The organism is Paenibacillus violae (assembly GCF_032461945.1).
Classification (GTDB): domain Bacteria; phylum Bacillota; class Bacilli; order Paenibacillales; family NBRC-103111; genus Paenibacillus_E; species Paenibacillus_E violae.
In genome coordinates this window covers 102,783-125,090 of record NZ_JAWCUD010000011.1, presented here as the reverse complement: position 1 = coordinate 125,090, position 22,308 = coordinate 102,783, and the positions used below count along the sequence as shown (strand labels likewise).

23 protein-coding genes are annotated in these 22,308 nt (G+C 43.6%); 14 read left to right on the top strand and 9 right to left on the bottom strand.

The window, feature by feature from the left end:
- Window positions 1-963, top strand: coding sequence for an acetylxylan esterase (locus RQP52_RS26895; protein ID WP_315954698.1), 963 nt, complete (start codon window positions 1-3; stop codon window positions 961-963).
- A 141-nt stretch (window positions 964-1,104) separates the two neighbouring features.
- Here RQP52_RS26895 and RQP52_RS26890 read toward each other — a convergent pair whose 3' ends face one another.
- Window positions 1,105-1,584 (bottom strand): TspO/MBR family protein, encoded by a 480-nt coding sequence (locus RQP52_RS26890; protein WP_315954697.1) that lies wholly within the window; start codon window positions 1,582-1,584, stop codon window positions 1,105-1,107.
- 227 nt (window positions 1,585-1,811) lie between these two features.
- Here RQP52_RS26890 and RQP52_RS26885 point away from each other — a divergent pair, with 227 nt between their 5' ends.
- Entirely contained in the window at window positions 1,812-3,377 is a 1,566-nt protein-coding gene (locus RQP52_RS26885) for a glycoside hydrolase family 43 protein (RefSeq protein ID WP_315954696.1), read from the top strand.
- Between the two features lie 85 nt (window positions 3,378-3,462).
- Complete coding sequence (locus tag RQP52_RS26880) at window positions 3,463-4,035, top strand: beta-class carbonic anhydrase (protein ID WP_315954882.1); 573 nt, start codon at window positions 3,463-3,465, stop codon at window positions 4,033-4,035.
- A gap of 76 nt (window positions 4,036-4,111) precedes the next feature.
- On the opposite strand, the gene RQP52_RS26875 is transcribed toward RQP52_RS26880, so the two are convergent.
- Window positions 4,112-4,660: a TetR/AcrR family transcriptional regulator gene (locus RQP52_RS26875; protein WP_315954695.1), complete on the bottom strand. Its 549-nt coding sequence runs from the start codon at window positions 4,658-4,660 to the stop codon at window positions 4,112-4,114.
- Between the two features lie 202 nt (window positions 4,661-4,862).
- Between RQP52_RS26875 and RQP52_RS26870 the strand changes: the two genes are divergently transcribed.
- The 5 genes from RQP52_RS26870 (at window position 4,863) to RQP52_RS26850 (ending at window position 10,264) form a co-directional block, all read left to right on the top strand.
- Window positions 4,863-5,903: an NAD(P)-dependent alcohol dehydrogenase gene (locus RQP52_RS26870; RefSeq protein ID WP_315954694.1), complete on the top strand. Its 1,041-nt coding sequence runs from the start codon at window positions 4,863-4,865 to the stop codon at window positions 5,901-5,903.
- Window positions 5,904-5,907: 4 nt separating this feature from the next.
- A complete protein-coding gene (locus tag RQP52_RS26865; RefSeq protein ID WP_315954693.1) occupies window positions 5,908-7,134 on the top strand; it encodes a multidrug effflux MFS transporter in 1,227 nt (408 codons plus the stop codon).
- A gap of 22 nt (window positions 7,135-7,156) precedes the next feature.
- Window positions 7,157-7,552, top strand: a complete 396-nt coding sequence (locus RQP52_RS26860; protein WP_315954692.1) for a (R)-mandelonitrile lyase — start codon at window positions 7,157-7,159, stop codon at window positions 7,550-7,552.
- Between the two features lie 85 nt (window positions 7,553-7,637).
- Window positions 7,638-8,345 (top strand): SDR family oxidoreductase, encoded by a 708-nt coding sequence (locus tag RQP52_RS26855; protein ID WP_315954691.1) that lies wholly within the window; start codon window positions 7,638-7,640, stop codon window positions 8,343-8,345.
- A gap of 161 nt (window positions 8,346-8,506) precedes the next feature.
- Window positions 8,507-10,264, top strand: a complete 1,758-nt coding sequence (locus RQP52_RS26850; protein ID WP_315954690.1) for a Rieske (2Fe-2S) protein — start codon at window positions 8,507-8,509, stop codon at window positions 10,262-10,264.
- Window positions 10,265-10,467: 203 nt separating this feature from the next.
- Here the strand turns inward: RQP52_RS26850 and RQP52_RS26845 are convergent, their stop codons facing one another.
- Together RQP52_RS26845 and RQP52_RS26840 are read right to left on the bottom strand one after the other, a co-directional pair.
- The gene (locus RQP52_RS26845) at window positions 10,468-11,319 is read right to left on the bottom strand and encodes an aldo/keto reductase (protein WP_315954689.1); all 852 of its coding nucleotides are present in this window, start codon (window positions 11,317-11,319) and stop codon (window positions 10,468-10,470) included.
- A gap of 208 nt (window positions 11,320-11,527) precedes the next feature.
- Window positions 11,528-12,445, bottom strand: coding sequence for an AraC family transcriptional regulator (locus RQP52_RS26840; RefSeq protein WP_315954688.1), 918 nt, complete (start codon window positions 12,443-12,445; stop codon window positions 11,528-11,530).
- 160 nt (window positions 12,446-12,605) lie between these two features.
- On the opposite strand from RQP52_RS26840, the gene RQP52_RS26835 reads away from it, so the two are divergent.
- The 3 genes from RQP52_RS26835 to RQP52_RS26825 are packed head-to-tail and all read left to right on the top strand — an operon-like array spanning window position 12,606 to window position 14,440.
- A complete protein-coding gene (locus RQP52_RS26835) occupies window positions 12,606-12,935 on the top strand; it encodes a carboxymuconolactone decarboxylase family protein (protein WP_315954687.1) in 330 nt (109 codons plus the stop codon).
- 37 nt (window positions 12,936-12,972) lie between these two features.
- Complete coding sequence (locus tag RQP52_RS26830; RefSeq protein ID WP_315954686.1) at window positions 12,973-13,644, top strand: aldo/keto reductase; 672 nt, start codon at window positions 12,973-12,975, stop codon at window positions 13,642-13,644.
- On the top strand, window positions 13,604-14,440 hold the full coding sequence (locus RQP52_RS26825; protein ID WP_315954685.1) for an MFS transporter: 837 nt from the start codon (window positions 13,604-13,606) through the stop codon (window positions 14,438-14,440). Before RQP52_RS26830 ends, RQP52_RS26825 begins: the two co-directional genes overlap by 41 nt.
- Before the next feature lie 241 nt (window positions 14,441-14,681).
- On the opposite strand, the gene RQP52_RS26820 is transcribed toward RQP52_RS26825, so the two are convergent.
- Window positions 14,682-16,058 carry a hypothetical protein gene (locus RQP52_RS26820; protein WP_315954684.1) on the bottom strand — a complete coding sequence of 459 codons (1,377 nt, stop codon included), beginning with the start codon at window positions 16,056-16,058 and terminating at the stop codon, window positions 14,682-14,684.
- Between the two features lie 465 nt (window positions 16,059-16,523).
- Between RQP52_RS26820 and RQP52_RS26815 the strand changes: the two genes are divergently transcribed.
- The gene (locus RQP52_RS26815) at window positions 16,524-16,724 is read left to right on the top strand and encodes a hypothetical protein (RefSeq protein WP_315954683.1); all 201 of its coding nucleotides are present in this window, start codon (window positions 16,524-16,526) and stop codon (window positions 16,722-16,724) included.
- A 94-nt stretch (window positions 16,725-16,818) separates the two neighbouring features.
- Here the strand turns inward: RQP52_RS26815 and RQP52_RS26810 are convergent, their stop codons facing one another.
- Both RQP52_RS26810 and RQP52_RS26805 read right to left on the bottom strand, forming a co-directional pair.
- A complete protein-coding gene (locus tag RQP52_RS26810) occupies window positions 16,819-17,280 on the bottom strand; it encodes a hypothetical protein (RefSeq protein WP_315954881.1) in 462 nt (153 codons plus the stop codon).
- A gap of 2 nt (window positions 17,281-17,282) precedes the next feature.
- The gene (locus RQP52_RS26805; protein ID WP_315954682.1) at window positions 17,283-18,074 is read right to left on the bottom strand and encodes a hypothetical protein; all 792 of its coding nucleotides are present in this window, start codon (window positions 18,072-18,074) and stop codon (window positions 17,283-17,285) included.
- Between the two features lie 196 nt (window positions 18,075-18,270).
- Here RQP52_RS26805 and RQP52_RS26800 point away from each other — a divergent pair, with 196 nt between their 5' ends.
- Entirely contained in the window at window positions 18,271-19,128 is an 858-nt protein-coding gene (locus tag RQP52_RS26800; RefSeq protein ID WP_315954681.1) for a hypothetical protein, read from the top strand.
- A 180-nt stretch (window positions 19,129-19,308) separates the two neighbouring features.
- On the opposite strand, the gene pdxR is transcribed toward RQP52_RS26800, so the two are convergent.
- Entirely contained in the window at window positions 19,309-20,745 is a 1,437-nt protein-coding gene (pdxR, locus tag RQP52_RS26795; RefSeq protein ID WP_315954680.1) for a MocR-like pyridoxine biosynthesis transcription factor PdxR, read from the bottom strand.
- 236 nt (window positions 20,746-20,981) lie between these two features.
- On the opposite strand from pdxR, the gene RQP52_RS26790 reads away from it, so the two are divergent.
- A complete protein-coding gene (locus RQP52_RS26790) occupies window positions 20,982-21,107 on the top strand; it encodes a hypothetical protein (protein ID WP_315954679.1) in 126 nt (41 codons plus the stop codon).
- 544 nt (window positions 21,108-21,651) lie between these two features.
- Here the strand turns inward: RQP52_RS26790 and RQP52_RS26785 are convergent.
- On the bottom strand, window positions 21,652-22,257 hold the full coding sequence (locus RQP52_RS26785) for a manganese efflux pump (RefSeq protein WP_315954678.1): 606 nt from the start codon (window positions 22,255-22,257) through the stop codon (window positions 21,652-21,654).
- Window positions 22,258-22,308 lie beyond the last annotated feature (51 nt).

Here is a 22,308-nt window from a genome sequence, read left to right as displayed (position 1 = left end):
ATGCCTATCGTTGATTTGTCGTTAGAACAGTTGAAAACCTATGAAGGGCGCAATCCGAGGCCAATTGATTTTGACGCCTATTGGGATCAAGCGCTTCAAGAGATGCAGGCCGTTGATCCTTGTGTGGAACTCATTCCGGCTGAATTTCAAGTGCCTTCTGCTGAATGTTTTCACTTGTATTTTACAGGTGTAAACGGAGCGCGAATTCACGCTAAATATGTGCGGCCCAAAACGGCGGGTGGACAGTATCCAACTGTGCTGCAGTTTCATGGCTATTCCGGCTGCAGCGGGGATTGGTCGGAGCTGCTGGCCTACACAGTGCTTGGCTGCTCAACTGCATGGCTTGACGTTCGCGGCCAAGGTGGGCTGTCCGAGGATACAGGCGGTGTCGTCGGCAATACTTTGCGAGGCCATATCATTCGCGGATTGCAAGATCATGATCCGCACAAGCTGTTCTTTCGTCATGTTTTTTTGGATACGGCGCAACTTGCCGCCATTGTCATGAACTTTCCGGAGGTGGATGCGGGCCGGGTTGGCGTTACCGGTTGGTCGCAAGGAGGCGCGCTGGCGATTGCCTGTGCGGCGCTTGAGCCGAGAGTTCGCAAAGTGGCATCAATCTATCCCTTTTTGAGCGATTACAAGAGAGTATGGGAAATGGACCTAGCAAAGGATGCGTATTGGGAGCTGCAGAATTTCTTCCGTTATTTCGATCCCCAGCATCTTCGAGAGGAAGAGTGGTTTACCAAACTGGGTTATATCGATATTCAAAATTTGGCACCGCGAATTCAAGCGGACGCATTGATTGGTGTTGGTTTGATGGATACGGTTTGTCCACCGTCTTCGCAATTTGCTGCAATCAATAAAATGAAAACATCGGTCAAGCTTGAAATTTATCCAGATTTCGGTCATGAACCGATTCCCGGCATGAAGGATCAGATCCTGCAATTTATGGCTGGTTTGTAGAACGCGATTTTTCTGAAACCAAAGAGATGAACATCAAATTTACAACGTTATCACTGGACTGGCTCGCGTCATCCTAGAATTCAGAATATAATCAAAAGCCCTTGAAAATTTCAAGGGCTTTTTCAACTGAAGCATCTAATTTTAATATGCACGGTTTACATCCTTATTTAACTGATAGATGGACCAGGCCAATAAAGCAGCAAAACAGGACCACAATAAGTAAGGTACCAGCAACCACGCAGCAAGTTTGGAATAAGGAAGCGTGAAATATATCAACAGAAACGAAGTGAAGGCTACAACAATCGTATCTAGGAAAGCCAGACGCAAGTTTTTTAGTTTAAACTCGATAAAGGTAAAGGCTTGATTAGCGATATAGTTGATCAACAAAGTTACGAAATAGGTTAGAGAGGCTTCCTGAAAACCATTTGTTTTCGTGTAAACAATGGCTATCGAAAGTGAAATCAGACCATAAATAAGGCTCCACACAATGCCGAATAGTTTAGGGGGAGGGCTCCAAGCTGGTTTATTAAGACTAGTATAATAGTTAACATCGGTAGGAAATAAAACAGCGGAGAGGGAAAATAATGCATATGAAAGGATAAACACGGTTATAAACATCATAAGAAGCACCTCCATAAAGTCGTCCAAGCTTAATACTATAGTATTTGCAAATCCTGAAAAGGATAACCTGTTGAGCAAAAGAAACCAGAAAAATTAATTCATTTTCAGAGTTGGCCTCTATCCCTTACAATGATGGCTTTGAAAGTCGACTTTCTGATAAAATTAGAAGGAAATATATGGTTTTTTAGCATAGCCGTATTATTTATTGGAGAAATGGAGTGAAGTCTGTGAAATCAGCATTGGAGCTATCTTCAAAGAACGGTCTCTGGGGTGATCAAGGTGATGGTACGTACATTAATCCTATCCTACCGGGAGATTTTAGTGACCCTGATGTTATCCGAGTTGGCAGTGATTTCTATTGTATTTCCTCAACATTGCATTTTTCTCCTGGGATGGTTATTTTGCACTCTAAAGACTTGGTGAATTGGGTGATTATTGGACACGTCGTCAATGATCTCACGCAAATAAGCCCTGAATTGAATTTTGACAAAATGAATAGGTACGGCAGAGGCGTTTGGGCAGGGGCAATACGATACTACAAAGATAAATTTTGGGTCTATTTCTGTACGCCGGACGAAGGATTTTTCATGAGTTCATCGATTCGACCTGAAGGCCCTTGGGAACCTCTGCAGCATATGTGGCAGATCGAAGGTTGGGATGATTGCTGCCCATTTTGGGATGAAGATGGACAAGGCTACCTAGCTGCCACAAATTTCAGCGATGAATACAAGATGCATTTATTTCAGATGAATGAAGAAGGGAACCAGTTATGGAAGGATACTGATTTCGTTTTCCATCAATATAAGGGCAGTGAAGCGACGAAGATTTACAAAATAGATGGTTTATATTACTTTTTCCACAGTGAGGTTCGGCATCAGGCAGGAAAAGATCTTAGAGTCGTTATGATGCTCAGATCTTCACATATCCGTGGTCCATACGAGGAGAAAGAACTCATTCATTCTCATGGTGAGGCACTGGATCGAGAGCCTAATCAGGGAGGTTTGCTGCAAACTGAGGACGGGACATGGTATTTTATCTCACATCAAGGGACTGGCGGGTATTATGAAGGGAGAACCTTGCATTTGCTTCCAGTCACTTGGGTGGATGGCTGGCCAATCATCGGAGAGGATATCGATGGGGATGAAATTGGAGAAATGGTATGGGGAGGCCAAAAGCCAATAGAAAGTTACCCCTTGATCACTCCAAGTACGAGCGTGAACTTTACTAATGACATGTTAGACCCACAGTGGGAATGGAATCATCAACCTAGGGCTGGCAAATGGTCTTTGACAGAAAGACAGGGTTATCTCCGATTGCATGCATGCGTGCCCCTAGAGGTTGGGAACTTTTTTACAGTCTGCAATATACTTACGCAACGAAGCTTGAGAACGGTAAATAATGTAGTCTTCACTAAGATAGATCTATCTGGAATGGAAGATGGGCAAGAGGCAGGCTTATGCCATTTTGGAACGAGGTATTGTACGATTAGTATTAAACAAGAGGGAACAGTTAGAACAATCCGATACAACGATACAGGTATTCAATCTATAGGATCTCGAATCAGTCAATGTGACCTATGGTTAAGATCTTGTTGGGGGCTAGACGGAATCAACACCTTCTCTTATAGTCTTGATGGTAAAAATTTCATCGATTTCGATGAACGCTATCAACTCAACTGGGGCAATTATCGGGGAGATCGAATCGGCCTATTTAGCTTTAACAATAAAGCGGAAAATGGATATTTGGACATTGAGTGGTTCCACTATCGATATGGAGGCCCTCAGGGGCAATGAATTGGAGATTTAGTTACATGTTGAGAGTGCTTTGTAGGTTATGATAAGATTGTTAGGTATAAAAAGAGAAATTGAGGTGAGAAGCTTGGATCGACTTTATGATATGTTACACTTTAACTCGGAGTTCGTAGATAAGAGGGAATTTGAAAAATATAAAACATCTAGGTTCAAAGAGAGAAAGATGGTTGTTATTACTTGTATGGACTCAAGACTTACTGAGCTCCTACCCCGAGCATTAAATATAAAGGATGGGAATTCCAAAATCATTAAAGATGCTGGAGCGATTGTATTGCACCCATTCGGCAGCGTTATGCGTAGCGTAATTGTCGCTGTATATGAATTAAATGCAGACGAAGTGTTTGTGGTCGGGCATCATGATTGCGGGATGAGCTGTATTGACCCTGGCGAAACGATTAATAAGATGATGGAGAACGGCATATCTTCCGAAACTATCGAAACCCTCGAAAGTTCCGGAATTAATTTGCAACAGTGGCTGCACGGTTTCGATAGTGTTGAGGATTCCGTCAAAGGAAGCGTGCAAACGGTCAAAAACCATCCCCTCCTGCCAAAAAACATTCCAGTTCATGGCCTTGTAATCGACCCGGAAACAGGAAAGTTAGATCTAATCGTTGACGGTTATAAACATAAGGAATCATAGGAAAAACTATAAATTATGAAGACGAAACGGCAGCCGCTCATTGATCGGCTGCCGTTTCCTTTGGAAGCAGCTTAACCTACAAACTTCTCCCTAACAAGGTGCCAACTTGTTTAGTCATAACTTGAGGCGGATAGGGCATGCCGTTTCTGATCCACCATTCAATCACGCCTGCATAAGCGGTACCTGCATATTGCAACATGACATCATCCAGTAAATCTGTATTTCTTCCGCTGTCTCTGTCAATTTCACCCTTGAATCCTTCTATAAAAGAAGCAAGAAGCCGAGCTCGAAATGCAGCTGGGTTCCCAGTACTTGCAAGCATGGTTGAGAAAAACAAATAATTTTTCTCGAAATATTCAAAGTAGGGTACAAGAGCCTCGTTCCAATCCAGCTTACAAGCCCATTCATCCATCTCCCCTAATTCATTGAGGTGTGTTTGAATGAGTTTATCCAATAAATCAAATTTATCCTGATAATGAAGATAAATGGTTCCTCGATTTAGGTTAGCCCGATCTGAAATATCCTGAATGGTTATATCATCGAAATTTTTTTCAGCCATCAGTTCGATAACAGCTTTTTTCAGAGCTTCCTGCGTTTTAAGGATGCGCCGATCTGTTTTAGCCATTGTATATTCACCAAACTTTCTAAGATACTTAACACATTCCGCAGTTCTGTTGATATATCAACAGATTGCGTTTTTTTAACCATTGAACTTACGTGCCTAATAATATAATAATAGACACTAGTTGGTTAATCAAATTTATTTCGCTAATCAAATCGAATTGATTAATCGTCTTAATCTGCTTCATTGAAGGGAGACAACACACATGTGCAAAACTCACGTTCTAAGTGTTCCAGCGGCCAAAGCGCCATTTGAAAAGACTACGATTGAAAGACGACAATTACGACCGGATGACCTGTCGATTGATATTAAATTTAGCGGCATTTGTCATTCCGATATTCATAGTGCACACGGGGATTGGGCAGGCGGGATTTTCCCGATGGTGCCTGGTCATGAAATTACTGGGGTTGTAACGGCCGTTGGAGAGAAGGTGACGAAATTTGCTGTAGGTGACCGCGTTGGTGTTGGCTGCTATGTGGACTCTTGCGGAGAGTGCGAATATTGCCTCCGAGGAGAGGAGCAGCATTGTTCGAAAGGCTTTGTAGCTACCTATAACTCCTTGGACTATGATGGCAATCCAACCTATGGCGGTTACAGCCAAAACATTGTTGTTACTGAGAGGTTCGTTGTGCATATCCCGGATGGCATGGAGTTAGATGCAGCCAGTCCGCTTTTGTGTGCCGGTATTACCACTTACTCCCCTTTGAAACGTTGGAATGCCGGTCCAGGAAAAAAGGTAGCTATTCTGGGGATGGGTGGCTTGGGCCACGTCGCGATACAATTCGCGCATGCGATGGGAGCAGAAGTTACAGTGTTAAGCCGTGCGAAAGATAAGGAAAACGAAGCGCTAAGTTTTGGTGCGGATTATTATTTTTCAACGCTTGATCCTGAAACCTTTAAAATGCTAGCCGGCCGATTCGACCTGATTCTCAACACCGTATCCGCCAACATTGACGTCGACTCGTATTTATCGCTACTTCGTGTGGACGGAACGCTTGTTAATGTCGGAGCACCCGCGGAACCGAGTCAATACAACGTGTTCTCCCTAATCATGAGTCGCCGCAGCATTGCGGGGTCCTTGGTTGGTGGACTTGCGGAAACACAAGAGATGCTTGATTTTGCTGCCGCGCATGGCATTCTGCCTCAAATTGAGATTATCCGTGCCGAGCAAATAGACGAAGCGTATGAGCGAATTTTGCGTAGTGACGTGCGATACCGATTCGTTATCGACATATCGACTTTATAGACGAATGTACGATAAACTTAAAAATCATTCCCTCCGATTGGCTTTAATATTGGCGGCATTTTCCGCATTGGGACCATTTACAGTCGATATGTATCTCTCGTCACTTCCGCAAATCATGGATTTTTTCGGAAGTAACGCATCCATGATTCAAGCTAGTTTAACAGCCAGCCTACTAGGTTTAGGCTTAGGCCAGATGGTCATGGGACCTTTGAGTGATAGGTATGGAAGACGTGCGCCGTTGCTGATCTCCATGGTTCTTTATATTGTTTCATCGTTTGGTTGTGCTTTAGTACCCAATATTGAATCTTTTATCATTTTACGCTTCGTCCAAGGGGTGGCAGCATCGGCCGGACTTGTGATTTCTCGTGCGATTGCTCGGGACAGATATAATGGGATCCAATTGACGAAATTTATCTCTCTGCTTACGATGATCAGCAATATCGCTCCATTAATATCCCCAAATGCCGGAAGTACCGTTACATCGTTCAGTTCATGGGTTGGTGTGTTTGTTTTTTTGGGGCTTCTAGGAATACTATTAACTGGGATTACAAACTGGGGGTTAGAGGAAAGTTTACCAGATCAGCATCGTGTCCAGGGAACCGTCAAGGAATTAATGAGAAACTACAGTCGTCTGTTTCACGATCGAACATTTATGGGATATGCGCTTGTAAATGGTATTTTGTTCGCTGGTGTATTTGCCTTTGTTGCCGGCACGCCGTTTATTTATCAGAACATTTATGGTGTGTCGCCGGGAATATTTTCAATCCTGTTTGCGATGAACGGACTTGCCATTATGATTGGAGCTCAAATAGTCAAACGTATGGCTGACCTGCTGACAGAGCGCAATATAATTCGTATCGGTTTATTGCTGTCCCTTATTTCTACTTCCGCACTCCTGATTACAGTTCTCTCTCATGGATCTTTACTGGCAGTATTTGTTTCAACCTTCTTATTTGCAGTATCCATTGGGATCATTGGGCCGGTTTCTATTACCTTAGCGATGGAATCGCATGGACAAATGGCGGGGAGTGCGTCTGCCGTTATAGGGACTTTTCAATTCGCTCTAGGAGCAGTAACTTCGCCTCTTGTGGGAATCGCAGGAGAGTATTCAGCAGTCCCTTTTGGAATCGTTATATTTACAACTAGTTTATTGGCAATCGTTGCCTACATCGTCCTCATTAGGAAGGTGGAGACTGTAGGCGTTTTAAACCACACGAAAAAAAATACTTAATTCTAATGGAGGAATATAGAAAATGGAAATTAGAAAAGTCGGGTCTGTGCCTTCGGGTAAAGGACCATCTGAATATTTCACTGGCACGGTTCGCATTGATCCACTGATTGAAGCAGCAGATCCTGCACGTGTAGCAGGGGCAAGTGTTACGTTCGAGCCAGGTGCGCGGACAGCATGGCATACGCATCCACTGGGTCAGACGTTAATCGTAACGGCTGGAAAGGGACGGGTTCAACGCTGGGGAGGCCAGATCGAGGAAATTAGTCCCGGTGACGTTGTTTGGTTTCCGCCTGGTGAGAAACACTGGCATGGAGCTTCGCCGACCACAGCTATGACGCATATAGCGATTCAAGAGCGACTGAATGGAAAAGCTGTTGATTGGATGGAAAAAGTCAGTGACGAGCAATACCAGTCTTAGGGAGGAGAAAGTATGATTGTAACAAACTTAAGCAAAAGGATTAAGTCAACGACGATTTCTAGGGGGCTGGAAGTGGGGGATTTCAATGTCGCACAATAAACAAGTAGCCCTTGTCACAGGCGCGAACCGGGGTATTGGATTTGAGCTTGTCAAACAATTGGCTTTGAATGGTTTTCGGGTTATTTTAACGAGTCGCGATCAAGAAAAAGGTCATGAAGCAGCTCAAAGCCTTAAACATTCTGATTTAGACGTTTCTTTTGTACAAATGGATATCGATGATCAAGTGAGTATCCATCAAGCCTCGCTGATTGTAAAAAAAACATTTGGAAGATTAGACGTTTTGATTAATAATGCCGGCGTGTATCTGGATGAGAATGAACTGTTGTTGACGATGGATCCTTCTATTCTGGAGAAAACGATGTCAACGAATTTCTTCGGTGTTTACCATGTCATCCGTTCCTTTATACCGCTCATGGAAAAAAGGAGCTATGGAAGAATCATTAATATATCATCGGAATATGGAATGATGAACGAAATGTCGGAGCGTGGAGTCGGTGCATACAAGTTGTCCAAGCTTGCCCTTAATGCATTGACGCAATTGATAGCTGCAGAAATCCAGGGCGATATTAAAATCAATGCCGTCTGTCCGGGATGGGTGAGCTCTGATATGGGTGGCCCAGCTGCTCCTAGAACACCTAAGCAAGCAGCGGAGTCTATTCTTTGGTTAGCAACGATTGGGCCTGATGGACCGCAAGGAGGATTTTTTAGAGATGGAAAACCAATCGATTGGTAATGATGGATACGGTGACAGGCAATTCGTGATGCGATGACAAAATCTTTACTTCCTGCTCCATCAGACGGATCTTCTAGCGTATAATTAAAATGAATAAGTTCTGACCAAAAGCGACTGTTGTAGTTTGGAGTGCAGCTTGAAAAATAAAGGAGGCTGTATCGATGAATGTCAGTTTAAACTGGATATCAGCAGGTGAATTGGAAGCGCTTAAGCTAGTGGGCAAAAAGGTTATTCGAGGAGGTATCGCTGTCTTCTATCATGAGGACCAAGTATATGCCGTAGACAACCGATGCCCGCATTTAGGATTTCCTCTCCATATGGGGAGCCTATGCGACGGGATTTTGACGTGCCATTGGCATCATGCCCGGTTCGATGTCTGCAGCGGCGGTACGCTTGATCCGTGGGCAGATGATGTGCCGTCTTATGAAGTGCGCGTCGATGGCGGCGAAGTATGGGTAAATCCGGTTTCTAGAAGGGTAGAAGGTGCGGAGAAATATAAGATTAGACTGAAAGAAGGGCTCGAGCAAAATATCGGCATCGTTATTGCGAAAGCGGTTGTCGGACTGATTGAAGCTGGCGTGCCGGAGCAAGACATCGCCCGCATTGGCATCGAATTCGGGACGACATATGGAGCGGGTTGGAACGCTGGACTTACGATTCTCACAGCGATGGCGCAAATCGTCGATAAACTAGACAAGAATGGAAAAATACTTGCCTTATACCAAGGCCTTGTTCATGTTGCTCGTGGCAGCTCGGGGCGAGGAGTCCGCCACTTGCTGTCGGCGCTGCCATCGACTGACGTGCCATTCGAACGGTTGACCGAGTGGTATCGCAATTGTATTGAGGTGCGGGATACGCAGGGCGCTGAGAAAGTGCTATTGACCGCTATTATGAAAGGCATTGACACGAAGCGCCTTTCGGAAATGATGCTTGCTGCCGCAACAGATCACTTTTACTTGGATGGCGGCCATGTGTTTGATTTCCATAACAAAGCTTTTGAGGCGCTGGAGTGGGCGGATGTGGTACAAAAGGAGCGGATTTTAACTTCACTCGTCCCAATGATGGCTAGTCCTACACGGAGCGAGGAGCTGCACCAGTGGCAGGTACCGGTTAACCTCGTAGAGCCGATCAAACAAGCGATCATTGAGCTGGAGCATAATGCGAAGCCCGCGGATGGGTCAAGGCAGCAAACAGCTCTTTCAGTGGAAATGGAACAGCAATTGCTGCAGCAGTTGCTAAGCGATACGCCGGAGCAGACGATCACTTTGCTGCGCGACCTACTTATATCGGGAACGGCTCCGGCGCAGTTGGCTCAGATCGTTGCTTTGGCCGCCGCGGAACGGATCGTTCGTTTCCATACGCAGAATGACTTTCGCGATTGGATTGCCGTACTTCACACGTTCACCTATGCTCACGCCGTACATGAAAGACTGCTGCAATCGGATGAACCTCATCTGCAGAGGGCCATTTTTCATGGAGCCGTCAGTGTATATCTGGACCGTTTCTTAAACGTACCGACAGCTGCGCGGCCGAAGCCGTCCAGCTCCGCCACGCCAACCGATCATCGAGAGATGCTCGATTTGCTCGATCTGCGCCAACAGGTTGGGCCAGCCGCGCAATGGGTTGTGGACTACATACATGGTGGTGGCGATCCTGGAGCGCTTCTTAATACGCTCGGCCATGCGCTGCTGCGAGAGGATGCTGAATTCCACACTTTCCAAATGTATGAAGCCTCAGTGGCTGAATACAATCACTGGCAAGCGGTGAAGGGCTCTTTTGCGGAAAAGGCCAAAGAAACGATGCTGCTCGCCTGTACTCGATATCTGGCAGCACATGCGCCAACCGCGCGTGAGCTCCCGCATACGGCCAAAATTGCCTGGAGATTGCATAAAGGTGAACGGTTGTTTGAAGAGGAATGACAGAATGTTGAATCTCTATGGAGAGCGGAGCTATCATTGCTCAGAAAAACAAAGAATCTCTTGTTTCGAAAGAAGTTGATGTAACCCCGTAGGGGGTTGTTTATCGCAAAGCGATTACAAAAACGGAGCGCCGCAGGTTTGCGGGCTCCGTTTTCTAATTAATTATGGAATTTCACAGCACCAATCACTATGAGCGTCAAAAGTTAGATATCGAGTTTGCGGTTACCAAGCCATTTCACCATTTCAGGATCGCGATGCGAAAAGAACAGGCTCTGTTTCGTATCTAGCGTAGTAATGGACTCCATATCCGCTTGGCTTAAATTAAAATCAAAGATGTCAAAGTTTTCAATAATTCTTTCTTTACGGACAGACTTTGGAATCACAACGACTTCTCGTTGTGTCAACCAACGTAAAACGACCTGAGCAACCGATTTATGATATTTTTCAGCTATATTTACCAATAGCTCATTCTGGAACAAGTTATTTTTTCCTTCAGCAAAAGGCGCCCAAGATTCGATCTGAACGTGATTCTCTTTCATGAATTTTGCATTTTCGATTTGTTGGTTGAAAGGATGTGTTTCAACCTGGTTTACTGCAGGAATGACTTCATTATGAATGATTAGATCGATCAGACGATCTTCATGGAAGTTACTAACGCCAATGGCACGGATCTTTCCTTCACGATGCAATTCTTCCATAGCCCGCCAAGAACCATGCACATCGCCGAATGGCTGATGGATTAAATACAAATCCAAATAATCCAATTGTAATCTTTGCAGCGACTTTTCAAATGCCTTTTTTGTGCGCTCATATCCAGTATCCTGAACCCAAAGCTTCGTTGTAATAAATAATTCCTCTCGTGCTACCCCACTGCGTTTAATCCCTCTGCCGACTGCTTCTTCATTTAGATAAGAGGCAGCGGTATCAATCAGCCGATAACCTGCCACAATAGCGTCATAAACGCTTTGTTCACATTCATTTTGATCTGCAATCTGGAAAACTCCAAAACCGAGTATAGGCATTTCAACACCATTATTGAAAGTTACTTTTTGCATATAAAGTCCTCCAGTTTTTTATGATTATGTGCTAGTCAACCTAATGATATCCATAAGAGCCACTCTTTTTACATTCTTATTATGCATCAAATGATAAAACGATCGTTATCCCAATCGTCTCAAATGTTTGCCTAAACCTCTCGCTACCACATGAGTAACGTAAAAGAGGGAGCAGTCGCCTAAGCTACTGCTCCCTCTTTTTCTTGCTTTACGCGTGGACCCGTTGGTCGTAGCCCGCCTTCAAGCGCTTTATATCTTCTCTAGGTGGAAAACCAAACATACGAGAATATTCACGGCTGAACTGCGATGCACTTTCATAGCCTACTCGGAAAGCAACATCAGCGGCATCCGTTGATTCAGACAGTAATAGGCGCCGGGCTTCCTGCAATCTCAGCTGTTTTTGAAATTGAAGCGGACTCATGGCAGTTACTTCCTTGAAGTGTCTGTGGAAAGTAGAAGTCCCCATATTGGCTAATTCCGCAAGCTCCTCGATTCGTAAAGGCTTATCCATATGATGGATAATTTGATCGATAGCCTCCCGGATCCGGTAGGTGCTGCTACCTTCCATCGCGATTTGGGCCAGAGTAGAACCATACTGCCCTTGAAGAAGTCTGTATAAAATTTCTTTCGTGTAGTAGGGAGCCAGAAACGGAATGTCTTTCGGTTTGTCCATTAAACGAGACAATCTCATAATCGCATCCAATATGGAAAACTCGATCTCGCCGACAAACATCGCACGTTTGGTACCCTCTTGCTGGTCGATTTGAATGTTTCCTTCATTTAATATCTCTAATATTTGATTCTGTGTAAATTCCAGCTTTAAGCTAAGATATGGTTCATCGGGAGAAGCCTTTATGACGTGACCGATCACCGGCAAATTCATAGAAGAAACCAGATAGTCAGCAGGACCATACTCAAATCGCTCCTGGGCCAGTAGCACGTCTTTAAAACCTCGAGCGATGAAACAAAAGCAAGGTTTGTATACCCTGTAAACAGGCTGAGACACTTGCGAGGCACGAACAATAAATAATGAAGGAATCACCGTCTCATAAACACCGTCTTGACCCGCATGTCGTTCAATCAATTCAGCAAGTTCATTCTGTAGGTGATCAATTTGTCCTGTCATCCTGTCCTCCTTACGTGTTGACCTTTGATGTTCTCATTATAGTATAACAATCTTCAATTGCGAAAGTAGTGACGAGAGGATTAGGCAATCATTTGAGACGAATGGGATAACGATGACTTTTAAAAGTGTAGCATAATAAGTAGGAAAGGGAGCGATTAAAATGTCAGATTCCAAAGAACTTACTATTGCTCAGAAGGCGATCGGAGATTTCGCGCCTAAGTTGGTTGAACTAACTGACGAGGTATTGTTTGGAGATGTATGGAAGCGCGAGGGACTTTCTCCACGTGACCGCAGTTTGATTACCGTAGCGAGCCTAATTACTGGTGGAAATACGCAGCAGCTGAAAAACCATTTACATTTAGCCAAACAAAACGGTCTGTCGGAAGAAGAGCTGATCGAAGCGATGACCCATCTTGCCTTCTATGCAGGTTGGCCGAAAGCAATGTCAGCCATTATGTTTGCAAAAGACGTATTTACATCCGAGAAATAATTAGCTATTCGGCCTACCCATCAAGAGAGGTGATCAAATGGAGATTCGTTCATTAGGAAGGACAGGATTAAAGGTAACCAATTTGTGTCTGGGGACAATGACCTTTGGCAACCAAGCGGATAAAAAGGCTTCCTTCGAAATTTTGGACAAAGCCTATGAGACTGGCGTGAATTTCATTGACACGGCCGATGTGTATCCGATCGGAAGGCAATCGCATGCCGTCGACGGCGCAACCGAGTCGATCATCGGGGAGTGGCTGCAAGGTAGACGAGACAAGCTGGTACTTGCGACAAAGTGTTTTGGCGCGATGGGACCTGGCCCCAACGAGAAGGGCTTGAGCAGGAAGCATATCTTCACAGCGGTCGAGGACAGTTTGCGCCGCTTTAAGACGGACTATCTAGACCTTTACCAAGCACACCAATACGATAAAGACACGCCCATGGAAGAAACACTGCGCGCGTTAGACGACCTTATCCAACAAGGAAAAGTTCGTTACATCGGAATCTCGAACTGGCGGGCCTGGCAGGTCGCAAAAGCAAACGGCATTGCGGAGCGGAAAAATTATGCCAGGATCGTAAGCGTTCAGCCGCGGTACAATCTGTTGTTTCGGATGATTGAGGACGATTTGGTTCCTATGGCACTTGATGAGGGGATCGAGGGCTGCCGCTATGCCGCAAATTTACGCATACACTCAGGAATCGGCAAATGAAAGCAACTCCGATGACAAGACTTTTGCGATGTCCACTTTACGTTCACTTGTCTCTCTCGGCTTCTTGGTAGGACCTTTAATCGGAACAATCATATTAGGAACTATTGGATATAAGGGACTCTTTTTAGGGACTTCTGCTATTTTTCTCACAATTGCATCTCTTGTTTTTATTTTTCTGCCTAAAAAAGGAGCCACTCAAAAAAAGAGATTGGGTTCTAGCGCAACTACACTCAAACGTAGTCAGATTTATTATCCTTTAATTGCCTTCATCTTTCTATTTGCGGTCAATGCCATTAATGGGGTTGTTACCCCATTATTTATTGTCAACGAGCTTCATGGTACGTATGCCAATGTTGGAATGGTTGTAAGTATATGTGCTGGTTTAGAAATTCCCATTATGTTCTTGTTAGGCGCCGTAAGTAGGAAAATATCGAACCATTCTTTGATGATCAGCGCATGTTTAATTGCTATACTCTACAACATTATTTTAAGTGTTTCTACCGATTCCTGGCAGTTGATTGCAGCACAGCTCTTACAGGCGGCATTTGTCGCTATTGTTATGGGCAATGGATTAAGCTATTTTACGGAACTGATTCCAAATTCACCAGGACTATCTACATCGATTTATTACAACGGGTCTATTATCGGAAGGTTAGTAGGAAATTTAGGTGGAGGTATCATTGCTCAGTTTGCTGGGTTTCGTGAAGTTTATTGGGCAAGTCTGGAAATTGTGATCGTCTCGTTCTTTATCTTATGGAGCATAAGACCCCTTAAGGGTGTTGAAGTAGCTGCTTGAAGAATTAGGAAGATGGAAAAGGCAAGTGAATATGGTTAATGAAGCCGCTGTTTGGCACACGTTTGAATGTATCATATACAATAAAAAGGGTGAGTTTTTTATTACATATTCATTCTGCAATAAACCATCATAGTCATCAGTCAACACATAAGTAAGCACATGGAGTAACACTGGCTAAGGAAGTGCCAGTGTTACTCCATTTGTTAATTAGAAAGAGGAGCAGTGGAGCAGTAGAGATTTATTATGAAGGAGTGTAAGATAGACTGGCACTAAATGACAGCTGTGTGATATCAGCTGCTGAGGCATCCGTCGACGCAAGTGTCCTTACACGAATACCAATACGATCACCGGCAGAGACATTTAAAAATCCGCCAACATTTAGATTCGTTGCGCTACGGAAAGTACCAGCTGTAATAATATTATTTGGAAATCCAAATCTGAGTGAACTAGTTAATGCAGTTGTCACGTAAGGTGAAGATAGATGATCAATCCCATTATTAGGAGCTGACGGTGCAAGGAATACTGTAAAGTCATATTGAAGACCTAGTGTATTGATAGAAACCACAGATGCAACCAATAAATCTGCACTTATTTGTAAATTTTGAACGGTACCATTAAAGGGGATTGGGAAAGCAAAGCCACCTGCTTCGGGTGGACTGGTTGATTGTCCACCTCCGCCAATAACTTCAACCGTATGGTTACCAAAACCCATTAAAATCGGAGCAGCGGATACTACTGTAGCGCCACTGAGGATGATTCCCGTTGAAAATGGAATTAATCCCCCTCCTCCTGGCCCAGGAGCACCCGTTGCACCCGTTGCACCTTGAGCTCCTGGCGTTCCCGGGGCTCCAGTTGCACCCGTTGCTCCCTGAGCTCCTGGCGTTCCGGGGGCACCCGTTGTACCCGTTGCACCTTGAGCTCCTGGCGTTCCGGGAGCACCCGTTGCACCCGTCGCACCTTGAGCTCCTGGCGTTCCTGGAGCTCCAGTTGAACCCGTTGCACCTTGAGCTCCTGGCGTTCCCGGAGCCCCAGTTGAACCCGTTGCACCTTGAGCTCCTGGCGTTCCCGGAGCCCCAGTTGTACCCGTTGCACCTTGAGCTCCTGGCGTTCCCGGAGCTCCAGTTGCACCCGTTGCACCTTGAGCTCCTGGTGTTCCTGCCGGTCCACGTGCTCCAGCTTCTCCTTGTGGCCCTCGCGCCCCAGCAGGACCACGTGGTCCTGCTGGCCCTTCAAATCCTCGAGGCCCTGCTGGACCAGCCGGTCCACGAGGTCCCGTTTCTCCTCCGGCAGGTCCACGAGGTCCTACTGGTCCGGCTGGTCCTTCTGAGCCCGCTGGACCTTGTGGTCCCATTGGGCCAACCAGACCAGGAACCCCTTGTGGCCCCATAGCTCCAGCTGGTCCAGGTATTCCTTGCGGCCCTTGTGGTCCTATTGGACCTTGGGGGCCGCCAGCAGGCCCGGCTGGTCCGCGTGGTCCTTGGGGTCCCGGAGGTCCCCCGGCAGGCCCGGGAGGGCCTTGAGGTCCGGCAGGTCCTATTGGCCCTGGAGGACCCCCGGCAGGACCAACAGGCCCTTGAGGCCCCGTAGGTCCAACAACCGTCGGAGTTGTCACATTCACTTTAGGTGCGGGACATGATACCTGTACAATTTTTTTAATTACTCGAAGACGACGCTTTTTTCTTTTTCCTTTTGGAGGGCAAACAATTACTGTTTTCTTTTTACAGCGTTTCTTTTCATCAAAGCAGCTCAATAATGACACCTCCCTACAGAGATGGTTTATTGTACGTGGATAGTTTAATTTCGGGATGGACTACTAGCCATATGTAGCTAGACTATGATCTATTTATGGAAAAAATAGGCATAAAGGAATTAGGATCAATCATTCGACAAGTGCTGTTATAAGTGTCTACGATTCTTTGAGACATTTTTATTGAGGTCTGGAAAGGATAACAAAGGAGATACGATAAAAGAAAATGAAGGGTTGTTGCATAAACATGGTGAGCACGTATTAAAGACTTGAACGAACAAAAGCCGGCTCCCAGGATGGAAACCGACTTTTCATGATCACTAAGACAATTGTGTAATGACGAGATGTGCGGAAACAGGCATTGTTCCTCCTGCAACAGGAGTTATGGTTAGAGCCGTGGAATTACCCGCGGGGTTCCTTACAGTGATGATGGAATTGATGATTGTTGTTTGCAAAATACTCATGCCTGTTATTTGCGAAGTACCTGTCGCCCGTCCAGCCACCTGGATCTTATTTGGCCTAACCGCGATAGCTTGAGAAATATTTTCAATAGCATACTGTGGTTTTCATTGGAAGGAAGCAATTATTTATCAAGTCGGTGTATGTAGTAAGTATTTCATTGTACCGTTAGTTAACATTGAACTCTTGCAATTCCTAATGCCAAGTGATGCCAGAGGATATTTTCAATACGATCTGCTTGGTTATCTTCACATTCCACGATTAAGATAACCTCCCCGTTTTTCCCGCGCAGAAGTTGCTTACGCCTTTTTATTACTTTATATATAAAAAGATCTATTAGAAATCCCAATAAAAATCCTCCTACTGCTCCAATAAGTCCCCAGTAAATTGGCCCCCATTGTAATTTAAATCCAAGACTTGCTCCAACGACAGAAAATCCCGTGCCCAATGCTGCTCCTGTGCTTATTAGTGAAACCCCATCTGAATTATGAATGGAGTCAAAAATTCTCCGTTCCACTTTTTGATTAGTTAAAGGGACAGCGAAAATGTTTTCTTTGGTCACACCGCTTTTTTCCAACTCATTGATAGCTAACTCTAGATATGTTGAATGCTCAAAGGTGGAGAAAATTTGCAACATTAGCTCACCACCTTTCCTTTTTTAACCTTGAATCCTACGTTTTGATAATTTTTGGCAAGGAAATCTTGTTGTTCTTTCTCGAACAATTTGTTATTTTCTACGGTATTGATATAGGAGTCAAAAATAGAAAACCCCCACATGGAAGGCATATATAACAGCCATTGTTTGTCCAATATTTCTGTTGCATTTTGGATTTTACCATAGAAAAGAAGCTGGACGGCTTCGAGCAAATGTGAAAAATACAAGAACACAATTGTCCAAGTAATTGAAAAAAATGCTACTAAAATACGGTGAATATGCAAATGTCCAAGTCCCGGCATAAATATCGACCAAAAAACAGACATGATCGGACTACGTTTGTCCAAATAGTTGATTTCTAGTGCTCCTAGACTGAAAGAATTAAAAGGAGCGTTTTCTTGTGCCGCGAGCAAATACACCTTGTTCATGTCGACCGCAGTCCGATAACTGTCCCAAATGGCAAAAAGATAAACGGGAATATACATTAACAACCATCTGGAATCCAAGGTTTGTTTAGCTAGTTCAATATCTCCACAAAATGTATGAATCATAGCTAAATTGATTTTGGCATTGTAATTAACAACCACTTCCCAAATGAAAAGGACCAATCCTCGTAAGTATTTACTTAACAAAAGGTGCCCAAATCCAGGAAAAGCTGCCGACCACCACGCCATAATATACGGATTTCGCAAATGAAATTGGGTTGTCCCGAAAATACTTACATGCGCTTTGAAACGCCGATAGTTATTATTTAAATTATTAAAGTTATCCATGAACATGCCCTCACTGTATTGTTTTGAGATGATGCCAAGGTAGTATTTCCAATTCATGTGAATTTAACGATTATCTTTGTTTTCTAACGCAGAACGTTAGTTCAACAACAGAGGTATATAAATCAGGGAATCTTCAATAATAAAAAATGTTAGAAAAACATATTTTTTGTATTCGGCTATTATCGGAGTGAACGATGTGCATAATTCTTTTTGGTTTTTTGCTCTACTTATTTCAAGCACACTGATTTTTTGTTTTATAATATTAAAAAAAAGAAACACGCAAACGCTGTTTCTTTATTTAACAATGGTTGGGTATGGTTATATCATCGAGACCATGATTTTTAATTTCTTAGGAAGCTATGACTATAAGCCAAATATTATCAAGCATAATGCTTTTTATGATAGTGAGTTGGGAGCATTTTTCTCAAACGCATTATCCTTACCGGTCATAGCAACCTTGATAGCAACTTTCCATTTAAACTGGCTTTGGATCGTCTTTTTTTCAGGATACTTTGTAGGGATTGAATGGTTATTTTTAAAGCTCCATATCTATACACATCACTGGTGGAGATTAGAATATACCGGATTAGGTCTTCTCATGTATTTTGGTTTGGCCAAGATCTTTTATAAATGGATATTGCATCCTTCAATAGGATTCAAACACAATTTGATGCTTTATTTAATTACTGGCTCCATTTCTGCGAGTGCCCATATTCTTCCGATGCTCTTTTTCATGAATCGCTTCTACCGTCCTGGATGGTTTGAAGATGTGGGTCGCGACTCTATCGCCTTCTCAGCAATTTACTATTTGTGTGCAAGCCTTATTTATTGCTTAATAGTTAAAATCAATTGGAAAATGAAGTGGATAAAATATATTCTAACAGGTTTATTTATTTACATAGTAAATCAAGTTCTTATAAAGATTGGAATCCTTCACAGTCTCGTATGGTGGGATCAGATGTACTATGTTTTTTTAGCCTTATTTCTTATCATGCTTGTTAAAATCATAGATAAAAGATTATCTAAACCCATATTAGTTAAAAATCCATTTTAAAGAAAACAGGAAGAAAGTTGAGGGCAGTAAACATTTGTTGAATGTAGGTGGTAAATGTACGGCTGTATCAATAACTACAGGAAATACCTTACCACTATAGAAAAAGACGGTATTTACTCCCACTTTCCGAGAGTAAACACCGTCTTTTTTCCCTTTGTAAAGTCCTGTTTGGTATGAGTTTCATTCACTTAACTCGCGTATTGCCCTTGCAAATCTGGCTATCCCCAGGTGAATCTCCTCCGGCTTCGTTCTGGCGAATGTAAACCGCACGTAACCCGAATCTGAACCATACACACTCCCGGGAACAAATATAATTCCTTTCTTAATTGATTCTTCCAACAATTTAGCGTCCGGAATATTGGGGATCAATTTGCACCAAAAATGTAATCCTCCTTCTGGCGCCGCGTATTCGATTAGACCTGAAAGCTCCTTCTCCAGTGCTTCGATAAGCAAATCCCGTTTAAATTGTAGTTGGATACGCAATCGCTCCAAATGGGGATCTAAATAAGATGACTGTAAAAATTGTCCCGCTACCAGCTGAGGAATGATGCTTAATCCAAAATCCATCTGTTGTCTAGCATCGGCTAGTCGTTCCACAATGGAACGAGGCGCTACCATCCATCCTATCCGTAAACCGGGGGCTGCGATCTTGGAGAATGAGCCAATATATAGAATTGAGCCCGTAGTATCCATTGATTTGAGTGGCAAAGGAGGGACACCTTCAAAAGATGTTAAGCTATACGGATCATCTTCCACAACAGGAAGTCCTAATTCACTAATGATATCAAGAAGACGTTTGCGTCTTTCTTCACTTAGTACCGTACCAGTTGGGTTCTGGTAGCTCGGATTCAAGAACACCATCTTTATTCGATGTTTTTTGTATAAAGCGCGAATATCTTCTGGCTCTATGCCATGATTGTCTACCGGAAGGCGGAACAATCGAAGTCCAGCTGATTGAAACATAGGCAGCGAATAGCAGTAGGAAGGATCTTCAATAGCAACTGCATCACCAGGTGACAGCAGGCATTGAGTGATTAAATATAACGATTGCTGGGATCCCGATGTGATAAGAATGGAGGATTCCGTTGTCGGAATGCTTCGATAATTGTTCAGAAATTCTACTAATGCTTCTCTTAATAGAGTAGAACCCTGAGGGTTATCGTACCCCATATAGGATGTATATGCGTTTCTACTCATTAATGTAGCTATTTCATCTGTGGGTGCTAAATCTGCAGATAGTTCAGGACTCGCAAAATCAATCAGCGATGGATTTTGAGCTAACGCTTCGCGGATCCTTCGCAAAAAGGGCAGGTTCGGAAGAAAGTTTCCTCCTTCGGCAAACCGACTCCAGTTTGGAGTATGCTTCGGAGTAGCTCCCCATTTGGATGTACTTACCTGAGTTCCGCTGCCAGTACGGCTTTCGATAATCCCAAGGGATCGAAGTTCGGCGAAAGCAGAAATGACGGTGCTGCGGTTCACTTCAAATTGTTCAGCAAGCTTTCGCTCAGATGGCAGATAACTGCCGGGAGGAAATTCCCCATATGAAATTCTTTGCTCTAGATGGTCGGCAATTTGCTCGTAAAGAGCTTTTTTACTATTCCGATCAGGTTTCCACATCTTAATATCCCCTTGAATATTCAATCAAACCGCACAAATTTTACATATATAATACCATTTATCTACGAAAATTAATCGATGTTTTCGTTTTTATCAGTTAGCATTCTGTGAACAAGGACCATTAGTGGATGGCATAAAAAATGAGTGATTGGTTGGTTACATGCATCCATTTCAATTTTATGATAGTAATCAGAATTACGGTTCATGTCATAAAAAGTTGAAAGGAGATGGACCAATTGGCAGCTTTGATATCTTTTATTTTGCTCTGTAGTGCGATTGTAGCAAGTCCTTTGCTTATCGCCATAGGAGGAGCTTTTCTCATCCGTAAAGATGAGCTTGATAATGCAAATAGTAAATTTTAACAATGACTATAAAAAAGTTTAATTACCAAGGAGTGAATTAAAATGAATAGTTCACAAAGAAACAAATACGAACAAAAAATGGATGGACTTCTCCCGCTGGCTATTATTTTCTTTCTTTTAGTTTTTTCTGGGGCTGTTTATTTTTTTATTAACGAACTTTTAATGAAGTAAGACGATGGTGTGCAATGGGAACTTTAATCAGAGCAGATCGCTTCGGCAACTGCTCTAATTGTCATTACGAATACCTGTCAACCGAAATTTCCGAATATGTTAGGGGAACGGGATTCCCAAAGCCATCGCGGTCTGAAATCCTATGTAGTCTTGCTCGTCGGGCGTTTCCCACCGGAAAGTAAGGATATGGCTTCCGCACTTAATATCGCCGGCTTAATGCGGGAATTGTCTTGGGAGCTTACTCTGGAGGTGTGATCGCCGACAACCTGAGCTTGATTTATACGACTTAGTTGCGTAGAGATGCTTCTAGAACATCCGAAGATAGTGTCTGCAGTCGAATGTTCAGGTAACAACTCACCACGCTGCAATTCCATCAGACAACAATTTCGTAAATACCAATGCAAATTAAAATAAGACCTCCAATTGCGTTTGAATACCGGCCAAACCATGTTTGAGCGATTTGATTTCCAACATGGACACCTAATGCAACTGTCAGTAGTGAAAACATTCCGATCGATAAAGTTGTTCCTAGAGCGGATACGCCAGTAATACCAGCACTAAATCCACTAGCTATACAGTTAAGAGCGAGAGCTACCCCAAGTGTCCAAGACTCTGTCCACGAAATAATATTATCACCATTACGGTCCACCTTATTGGGATTCTTAAGTAGGTTTGCCAATTCACTTGATGTTTCAACCGGTCCAATCGTGCTGATTTCTTTCATATTTGTTTTTATGCCCCATAAACCAACTAATATAATCATAGACCCACCAATCCAGTTTGCAAAAGCAGGCGGTATATAATTAGCAACGAGATGCCCAAATGCAATTGAAGCGTAAGCAGATATTATGGACAGAATGGCAATAAGCAGATTGGAACTAAAGGGAATTTTGGTCGAGCGAGCACCAAATGAAAACCCAATTCCAAGATTATCTAAATTCGCTGCGAGACCGATTCCCAAAATGCTGAGCCAATGCATCTATCTCTCCTCCAAACTTGACTTGAATGATAATTAAAGATATGCGGTGGT

Excerpts from the sequence above, each read along its gene's own strand:
- RQP52_RS26860 (WP_315954692.1), top strand. The coding sequence starts at position 7,157 with ATGGAAATTAGAAAAGTCGGGTCTGTGCCTTCGGGTAAAGGACCATCT.
- RQP52_RS26840 (WP_315954688.1), bottom strand. The coding sequence starts at position 12,445 with ATGACAGGACAAATTGATCACCTACAGAATGAACTTGCTGAATTGATT.
- RQP52_RS26830 (WP_315954686.1), top strand. The coding sequence starts at position 12,973 with ATGGAGATTCGTTCATTAGGAAGGACAGGATTAAAGGTAACCAATTTG.
- RQP52_RS26895 (WP_315954698.1), top strand. The coding sequence starts at position 1 with ATGCCTATCGTTGATTTGTCGTTAGAACAGTTGAAAACCTATGAAGGG.
- RQP52_RS26865 (WP_315954693.1), top strand. The coding sequence starts at position 5,908 with ATGTACGATAAACTTAAAAATCATTCCCTCCGATTGGCTTTAATATTG.
- RQP52_RS26845 (WP_315954689.1), bottom strand. The coding sequence starts at position 11,319 with ATGCAAAAAGTAACTTTCAATAATGGTGTTGAAATGCCTATACTCGGT.
- RQP52_RS26815 (WP_315954683.1), top strand. The coding sequence starts at position 16,524 with ATGACGAGATGTGCGGAAACAGGCATTGTTCCTCCTGCAACAGGAGTT.
- RQP52_RS26850 (WP_315954690.1), top strand. The coding sequence starts at position 8,507 with ATGAATGTCAGTTTAAACTGGATATCAGCAGGTGAATTGGAAGCGCTT.
- RQP52_RS26805 (WP_315954682.1), bottom strand. The coding sequence starts at position 18,074 with ATGGATAACTTTAATAATTTAAATAATAACTATCGGCGTTTCAAAGCG.
- RQP52_RS26870 (WP_315954694.1), top strand. The coding sequence starts at position 4,863 with ATGTGCAAAACTCACGTTCTAAGTGTTCCAGCGGCCAAAGCGCCATTT.
- RQP52_RS26890 (WP_315954697.1), bottom strand. The coding sequence starts at position 1,584 with ATGATGTTTATAACCGTGTTTATCCTTTCATATGCATTATTTTCCCTC.
- pdxR (WP_315954680.1), bottom strand. The coding sequence starts at position 20,745 with ATGTGGAAACCTGATCGGAATAGTAAAAAAGCTCTTTACGAGCAAATT.
- RQP52_RS26785 (WP_315954678.1), bottom strand. The coding sequence starts at position 22,257 with ATGCATTGGCTCAGCATTTTGGGAATCGGTCTCGCAGCGAATTTAGAT.
- RQP52_RS26875 (WP_315954695.1), bottom strand. The coding sequence starts at position 4,660 with ATGGCTAAAACAGATCGGCGCATCCTTAAAACGCAGGAAGCTCTGAAA.
- RQP52_RS26855 (WP_315954691.1), top strand. The coding sequence starts at position 7,638 with ATGTCGCACAATAAACAAGTAGCCCTTGTCACAGGCGCGAACCGGGGT.
- RQP52_RS26825 (WP_315954685.1), top strand. The coding sequence starts at position 13,604 with ATGCCGCAAATTTACGCATACACTCAGGAATCGGCAAATGAAAGCAAC.
- RQP52_RS26835 (WP_315954687.1), top strand. The coding sequence starts at position 12,606 with ATGTCAGATTCCAAAGAACTTACTATTGCTCAGAAGGCGATCGGAGAT.